Origin of the sequence: Sulfurimonas sp., from assembly GCF_027056685.1 — a bacterium.
Lineage (GTDB): Bacteria > Campylobacterota > Campylobacteria > Campylobacterales > Sulfurimonadaceae > Sulfurimonas.
Window position 1 is genome coordinate 1 of the sequence record NZ_JALUKE010000211.1, and the last position, 7,337, is coordinate 7,337.

Genomic DNA, 7,337 nt, shown 5'->3' on the forward strand with positions numbered 1-7,337 from the left:
GTTTAAAGAGTACTTTTTTTCTAATCCTGAAATAACATTGGAACTTTTTAAATCACTAACTCAAAAAATAAAATATCTTGACAATGTCATTGCACTTACCGTTGTTCTCGATTCAACGGCAAGAGTTGCAAAGTATATTTGTGAGAATAGTGAAGCTTTGAGTATGAAGCATAATAAATTAGCACAATATTTGCATATTACACCCGAAACACTCTCTCGTATTTTCAAAAAATTCTCAAAATTAGGATTTGTGGCAAAAGATGCAGGGAGTTATACCATCCTAGATAAGGAGTCTTTGGAAATTCTTTTTGAATAATCATTCTCATTATTGACATATATCAATATTATTTTTATTTTTCTTGATTACAATCACGAAACATTAACAATAAGGATTCAAATATGTCGAATATTCCAAGTGATGCACAAAAGATAGAAGTTGAAGGTGCTACAGTTGATTATTATAAATTAGCAAAAGATGGACAAAGTACTTATTACTTTGATACTTCAAAAGAGGGACCTCCACATCCTATGGTAAACGCAATGGCAGGAATTGCACTTTTAAAAGGTACTAATGATACTTTAGTGATGATAAATCATAAAGCACCAGGTGGACTGTTTGCAAAACTTGAAGATGATGTAAAATATGTCATTGAAGATTTGGATAATGGTTTAGTAAAAGTCGTATTTTCATACGATGACAATGCAACTGAAAAGTCTGATTTGTCACAAACAAGTTGTGGTGGTTGAGACTAGTAAATGTTTAAAATATCCCAAGATTTTGCACCACCTTTTAAACTTATAGCTCCCTTTTTCATACTTGGGAGTCTATTTTACCTTTTTTCTTCTCTTTACCTTTTTTCTTTCAGTGTAGATGATTTTTCATTTGCAGATCCAAAGGTTATAAGTTTTGCACATCTTTTTTTACTTGGATTTGTAATGATGATAATCTTTGGTGCAATGGCGCAACTTGTGCCCGTTGTACTTGAAGTAGGGCATTTTGGAGTAGAACTCTTTTATGCAATCTGGCCATTACTACTTATAGGGACACTTTTAATGGTATTTGGATTTTTATACTCCAGTGCCTTGCTCCCATACGGAGGGGTTGTTGTTTTAACCTCTATGATGATTTTTGTTGGTGAGATATTTTTGACCATAGCAAAAGTGAAAAAACTTACATTGGTAATGAGTAGTGTATTGATTTCAAATACCTTTTTATTTTTTGGAATCATTTTTGGTCTTTTGATGGCACTCTCTTATGCAGGGACTATCTCTGTAGATATATCTTCACTCCTAAAAGCACATATCTTTGCGGTCTTAGGTGGATATATATCCATTACAATTATGGGACTCTCTATAGTTTTAATACCTATGTTTACACTTTCTCATAGTTTTTCATTAAGACCTTTAGAAATTTCTATATCTTTGATGAGTGTTACAGTTGTTTTGGCTATTTTGGCTTCGTTCTTTCACTTAGAATGGTTGTCTATTATTTCCTATATTTTGGCAATAGTTGCGATGTTGGTATATGCTTACCTAATTTATATTATCTATAGAATAAGACCAAGAAAAGAGAATGATATTTATGCTATTTCGCTGATGTTTTCATACTCATCTCTTCTTGTCTCAATTATAGTGGCATTACTCTATTTTGTGGTAGGAAAAGAGAACTATCTTTTGGCATCAATGTGGCTACTGTTTTTTGGTTTTTTTGGCTTTTTAATTACAGGTCATATTTATAAAATCATTCCATTTTTAGTCTGGTTTGAAAGATTTTCGCCACTGGTTGGAAAGCAAAAAATTCCTATGCTTGTAGATATGATACCTCAAAAAAGCTCTCAAGCGCAGTTTATATTTTGTGCATTAGGCGTGAGTCTTGTAGCTATTGCAATACTCTTTAACAGCAATGCACTCATAGGTGCTGGAGCCTCATTTTTAGTAATGGGTGCTTTAGCATTTATACGCAGTGTGTTATATATGATAAATTTTAAAAATTAAGGACTTATAAATGGCAATGTTTACAAAAGACGAAATATTTCAGGCTGTCTCTACAGTTGTTGATCCAGAAGTTGGATTTAACCTTGTAGAGATGGGACTTATTTATGATGCTAGTAGTGATGATGAGGGGAATGTAAAAGTTACTATGACACTCTCAACAAGAGCATGCCCTTTGCATCAAATGATACTTCAATGGGTGAAAGAGGCTATTGAAAAGCTTCCAAATGTTAAAGAGATTGATATTGAAGTTGTTTGGGAACCTGCATGGAATATTTCAATGGCAGATGATAATGTGAAAAAGGCTTTAGGCGCTTAGAAAATAAAACATGAGATTACTTTTTATTCTCATGTTTTAAGTAACTGTTTTTAATCTTAATAAGCTCATAGAGAGAGACTTTTGGCATAGCCTCTTTGATGAGCCTATCTGTATCTTTATATTTTCCCTGCATCTCTTTTATATCACTGTATGCTTTTGGTTTCACTTCACTTGTTGCAACAGAAATCACAGCTGCCCAAGTAAGAATAATAACAATCCAGACAATTTTTTTAGCTCCTGCATATACACCAATAAAGTGAAATATGATGGAAATAATAACTCCAATACCTACTAAAAGTGTTAAACTCATAATGCTAACCTCTCTCCTTTTGGTTTCATTGTTGTTTTGATGTGTGCATCTTTTAAAAGATGGTTTCCAAAATCTTCAACTCCTAGTGTTCCTAGTAACATTAAAATAATAACTAAGAACAAAAATAGAAGAGCCATACCGTACCTTTTAAAACTATTTAACATCAAATCGTTCCTCTTTAAATATTCTAAACGCAGTTAAGTTATTATTGCTAATATTTAATTTCTTTGCCATTTTAGGATTTACGATAAATTCACCTACTTGGACGATTACTTTATCATGCGCCTCAAGTGTTCTTTTGAAGTGAATAATTCTACGCTCTTTGGCTTGAATTTGCGTATCTTTTAAAACCTCTGTAGCTACCCAAGGTGGAGTAGGATGTCCATTTTTTCCAATTATACGAATAAATTTCACAGGTTTTAAATTACTCTTTTTTGAACCACTCTCAATACTAACTTTAAGCATACCAACTCTTAATGGATGTAAAAGAAGTGGATGATTAGCACTGTTTTTAAGAATGATGTTAAAACCATCTGTCGCTTTTTGAAACTCTATAGAGAGATATTTTCTTAGCATAGATGCTTTATGATTTGGACCACTAAAGCCATGAAATCTATGTGTATGAGTATCTCTAAGCGTTGTAAAACTTCCTGGTACTTTTGGCATATGGCAGGTGATACAGTTCTCTTTTTCTGTATTTGGATGCTCACTTATTTTTGATGTGCATACTTGAAGCTTATGTGAATTTTCTTTGTGTGAATGGCATCCCATACATACATTACCATTATAAAAAATTTCATTTGTAAAGTCTATGTCATGATAAGGAGAGCCACTCTCTTTGTTTACAAAACCAAAAAGAGATTTTTGCATTTTGTATTTTTTATCATTGTTGCTTTTTTCACTTTCTCTAGCAGAGTAAAGAATGTGTTTATTTGTCGTTATGATGTTTACATTTGATTGGGAATGCTTTTGAATGCTTTTTATATTGTGACATGAAACGCAAGAGACACCTTCGAGTTGTCCCCTATTTTTAACAGGGAGTGCTTTTTCATGATTTTTAAGTTTTGTAAGAATGACCTTGTCATTTGGTGTATGACATTTCGCACACTCATAAATTCCTTTCTTCTTAAATGGATGTTTATCCCAAACTGCTTTATGGACAGGATCTGAAAATATAGAAGCTTTTCTGTGTTGTGACTGGTAGTATTCATTGTAAATGACAGGGTGGCATTTTTGACACACTTGAGAAGATGTAAACTCATCAAGCGCATTTAAACCACTTAGAGTAAATAAAAGAAACAGTAAAAATTTCATCTATTTGCCTTTTGTAGGTATTGCTTTTTCTTTTGCAGCTATTGGTGCATAGTCAACACATCTTGCCAAATGAAAATCTCTTTCAAAGTCAGGATTTTTAAAGTAATCTCCCTCAATTCTCCATCCTAGTTTCTTGGAAATAAGCACTGATTGTGAAATTGTTCTACGCATTTTATTTTCACAAATGATTGTTTCACCTTTGTTAAATATTTTTTTAACGCCCTCCATTCTACTGTTTGTTACATAGAAATGTAGCCCTATCATTATGGCAAAAATAGAAAGAACTCCAATCATTCCTCTTTTAAATGCTACTTTTGGCATAAAATCTCTTGTTGTTACAAATGCAGTAACAGCTAAGAAAAAAAGCATAATAACCAAATATGGAATCTCTAGTTCAAAAAATCTATCCATTGTATCTCTCCTCCCACTCTTGAAATGCTGGTGTAAAGTACTCTATGCGTACTTTTTTAAATTCACGCGATGAATAAAGGGGCATATGTGATTTTGACTCTATCTCTTCTTCCATCTCTGCTATCATTGCGTTTGTTTCCTCAGTTGTTTTTCCATGAACCATTGTAAAAAGATTATATGGCCAGTTTTCATATTTTGGGCGAAGATAACAGTGACTGACCGCACTAAATGCAGCAGCTTTTTCACCTATAGCCGCTCCATTTTCTTCATCGACATCCCAGACAACCATTGCGTTTGCATTAAAACCAGCTTTACGATGGTTTAGGATGGAAGCAAATCTTCTCATTACACCAGCATCTTGTAACTCTTGTAAAATTGAGAAAAAAGTCTCATAATCAATATCTAGCTCTTCTACGATATTTTTAAATGGTTCACTGACAAAATCAATGTCATTTTGTGCACGCATAATGATTTCATGATGCAAAGGTGTAAGCTCTATATCTTTATGAATTACTTTTTTTACTTTCTCTTTTTTATCATCTTTGCCTGTTGTATTGAGTTTTACATTGATTTTAAAGAGTTTTAGAGTAGGAAGTACGATGTAATCTTCAGCCTCTGTAAGTGCAGCTAAAGTTTCAATAGTTTTATCAAGTCCAAGTTTGGAGTCTGGTGCAACAGCCATAGTAAACCAGATATTAAATTCGTGATTTCGTTCATAATTATGTGAAACGCCAGGGTGACTATTTATAATAGCAACGGCATCATCAATTTTATCTTCATCAATTTTAAACGCAACGAGAGATGATTTGTATCCTAAGCGTTTTGTGTCAAAAATAGCTGATGTTTGGCGTATAATGCTCTCATTTTTTTCATTTTGTAAGATTTCCAAGACCTCTTCTTCACTTATTCCAAGTTCTTTGGCAATCACTTCAAATGGTTTTGCGCTTAATGGAAATTTTTTCTGTATTCTCGATAATATCTCTTGTTTCATAATCCTACTTTATATTAATTTTCAATAATTTGATTGTATCTATCTTTTTTTTATTTTAAATTGACATTTGTCAATAAACTATTGTTATTATATAGGATATTCTTAGACTCTAAAGTTAATATGGTATGATTTTAGGAAAAATAGTGAGAGATGGGGTAATTATGGGATATTTTCCAGCTTTTTTGAAGCTAGATAATAAAAAAATCTTATTAGTAGGTGGTGGACATATTGCTTATGAAAAGTTGGTACATCTTTTGGATTTCACAAATGATGTAGATATAATCGCAAAAGAGTATTCTTCTGAGATGATGCATAAGATTGAAACGTTGCGTTTAGGGTATGCAAAACGCGCTTATAAAAAGGGAGATATAGCTGATTATGCTATAGTTATTGTAGCAATTGATGATATTCCCCTGCAGGCTGAAATTTTTGAAGAGTCTAAAAATTACAAGTGTTTGTGTAATGCAGTCGATTCGGTGGATTATTGTGATTTTATTTTTCCATCTTATATTAAACAAGATGATTTGACTATTGCAGTGTCTACTTCGGGTGCGTCACCAGCAATGGCAAAACATCTAAGATATTATTTGCAAGATCTTATACCGCAGAGTATTGGAGCATTTCTACAAGAGATGCGATCTTTGCGTAAAACTTTGCCAAAGGGTAAAGAGAGAATGAAAATGCTTGATGAAAAAGCGAAAAAATATATTGAAAGTTGGAGTAATTAGATGAACGCAAAAAAAGGTTTTTTTCTAGGGTTATTGTTTGCATTTTTTGCATTAGGATTTATAGCTATACAAAAGGCTACACCGCCAGCAAAAGCAGATAGAATTTATAAAGAGATTAAAGTTTATAGTCCTTATAAATTTGAAAAAAGAATGGGTGGGTTAGCCATTGTTAATACAAGAACAGGTGAGAAAGAGAAGCCAAACGCAGCAGATGCACTCTATAGAATGGATGATTTGGACAAACAATGGGGTAAAAAACATTTAAAAATTGTTGCAAATGATGTTATAGTCTTGGGGGATCATAATCAAACTGTGACAAAGATTTTTATTAAGACAACAAAAGAGAGAGTGTGGCTGAAGAAATTTTTTGGCATTTGATAAATATAAATTGGGTGTATTATGTCTAAAATAGTTTTAATTACTGGTGCTAGTTCGGGAATGGGAAGAGCAAGTGCAAAGTTACTATCTGAGAATGGATTTACGGTTTATGCAGCATCTCGAGATATAAGTAAACTTTTAAATCTCAATCGCTCTCGTATTATTCCTATTTTTCTTGATATTACCTCGCAAAAGAGTATTGATTCGGTTGTTAAAAAGATAATAGAAAAAGATAAAAAAATTGATATTCTTATTAATAATGCTGGATATGGCGTAGTTTCTAGTGTTGAAAATTTCCAAGAACAAGAGATGTTTAATCAATTTAATGTAAATGTTTTTGGCATATTAAGAGTTACAAAAGCTGTTATTCCTCATATGCGTAAAGAGAATTATGGTGTTATTATAAATATAAGTTCTTTTTTGGGAAAAATTGGATTACCGCTTTTTACTCTGTATAATGCAAGTAAATATGCAGTAGAAGGGATTACCGATTCTCTTCGCTATGAACTTAGTACATTTAATATTAGAGTACACTCTATTTTACCAGGTTTTTTTGATACAGAGTTCGCAAGAAAAAATTTAGTAACAAATATGGAAACACTTGATGCAAACTCGGCTTATAGTAAACTTGTCTCTCAGCTTGTACCAAAAATTATGGAGCAGATAAATGGTGGTAATAATGCGGATGATGTTGCAAAGCTTATCTTGAAAATCATAAATGATGAAAAATTTACAGCTAGGACAACGGTTGGAGATAAAGCAAAAAAATTTATACCTATGCGCAGAGAGTTAAGTGATGAAGATTTTGAGCGTAGAGTAAAAGAATACTACGGTATATAAAGATATTATGAGATGGAGAGTTTATTTTTTAATATCACCGATACCTCTTACCGG

12 protein-coding genes are annotated in these 7,337 nt (G+C 32.5%); 7 read left to right on the plus strand and 5 right to left on the minus strand.

The window, feature by feature from the left end; all coding sequences use genetic code 11:
* The 4 genes from MVY38_RS09260 to MVY38_RS09275 all read left to right on the plus strand — a co-directional run.
* On the plus strand, positions 1-316 hold a 316-nt coding region (locus tag MVY38_RS09260), incomplete at its 5' end, for a Crp/Fnr family transcriptional regulator (protein ID WP_297485502.1).
* A gap of 83 nt (positions 317-399) precedes the next feature.
* Entirely contained in the window at positions 400-747 is a 348-nt protein-coding gene (locus MVY38_RS09265; protein ID WP_297485504.1) for a hypothetical protein, read from the plus strand.
* A 9-nt stretch (positions 748-756) separates the two neighbouring features.
* The gene (locus tag MVY38_RS09270) at positions 757-1,995 is read left to right on the plus strand and encodes a hypothetical protein (protein ID WP_297485506.1); all 1,239 of its coding nucleotides are present in this window, start codon (positions 757-759) and stop codon (positions 1,993-1,995) included.
* 10 nt (positions 1,996-2,005) lie between these two features.
* On the plus strand, positions 2,006-2,311 hold the full coding sequence (locus tag MVY38_RS09275; protein ID WP_297431546.1) for a metal-sulfur cluster assembly factor: 306 nt from the start codon (positions 2,006-2,008) through the stop codon (positions 2,309-2,311).
* A gap of 16 nt (positions 2,312-2,327) precedes the next feature.
* Here MVY38_RS09275 and MVY38_RS09280 read toward each other — a convergent pair whose 3' ends face one another.
* From MVY38_RS09280 to MVY38_RS09300, 5 genes are read right to left on the minus strand one after another with little or no spacing between them, the layout of a single operon-like run.
* On the minus strand, positions 2,328-2,621 hold the full coding sequence (locus MVY38_RS09280) for a hypothetical protein (RefSeq protein WP_297485508.1): 294 nt from the start codon (positions 2,619-2,621) through the stop codon (positions 2,328-2,330).
* Positions 2,618-2,785, minus strand: a complete 168-nt coding sequence (locus tag MVY38_RS09285) for a hypothetical protein (RefSeq protein WP_297485510.1) — start codon at positions 2,783-2,785, stop codon at positions 2,618-2,620. Before MVY38_RS09285 ends, MVY38_RS09280 begins: the two co-directional genes overlap by 4 nt.
* Entirely contained in the window at positions 2,775-3,935 is a 1,161-nt protein-coding gene (locus MVY38_RS09290) for a multiheme c-type cytochrome (protein WP_297485512.1), read from the minus strand. The genes MVY38_RS09285 and MVY38_RS09290 overlap by 11 nt, the downstream gene beginning before the upstream one ends.
* On the minus strand, positions 3,936-4,346 hold the full coding sequence (locus tag MVY38_RS09295; RefSeq protein WP_297485514.1) for a hypothetical protein: 411 nt from the start codon (positions 4,344-4,346) through the stop codon (positions 3,936-3,938).
* On the minus strand, positions 4,339-5,337 hold the full coding sequence (locus MVY38_RS09300; RefSeq protein ID WP_297485516.1) for an Lrp/AsnC family transcriptional regulator: 999 nt from the start codon (positions 5,335-5,337) through the stop codon (positions 4,339-4,341). The genes MVY38_RS09295 and MVY38_RS09300 overlap by 8 nt, the downstream gene beginning before the upstream one ends.
* A 143-nt stretch (positions 5,338-5,480) precedes the next feature.
* Here MVY38_RS09300 and MVY38_RS09305 point away from each other — a divergent pair, with 143 nt between their 5' ends.
* Genes MVY38_RS09305 through MVY38_RS09315 form a run of 3 tightly spaced genes read left to right on the plus strand, consistent with a single transcriptional unit; the run spans position 5,481 to position 7,283 of the window.
* A complete protein-coding gene (locus MVY38_RS09305; RefSeq protein WP_297485518.1) occupies positions 5,481-6,065 on the plus strand; it encodes a bifunctional precorrin-2 dehydrogenase/sirohydrochlorin ferrochelatase in 585 nt (194 codons plus the stop codon).
* Positions 6,066-6,443, plus strand: a complete 378-nt coding sequence (locus tag MVY38_RS09310; RefSeq protein ID WP_297485520.1) for a hypothetical protein — start codon at positions 6,066-6,068, stop codon at positions 6,441-6,443.
* A gap of 21 nt (positions 6,444-6,464) precedes the next feature.
* Positions 6,465-7,283, plus strand: a complete 819-nt coding sequence (locus MVY38_RS09315) for an SDR family oxidoreductase (protein ID WP_297485523.1) — start codon at positions 6,465-6,467, stop codon at positions 7,281-7,283.
* The last annotated feature ends 54 nt before the right edge of the window (positions 7,284-7,337 follow it).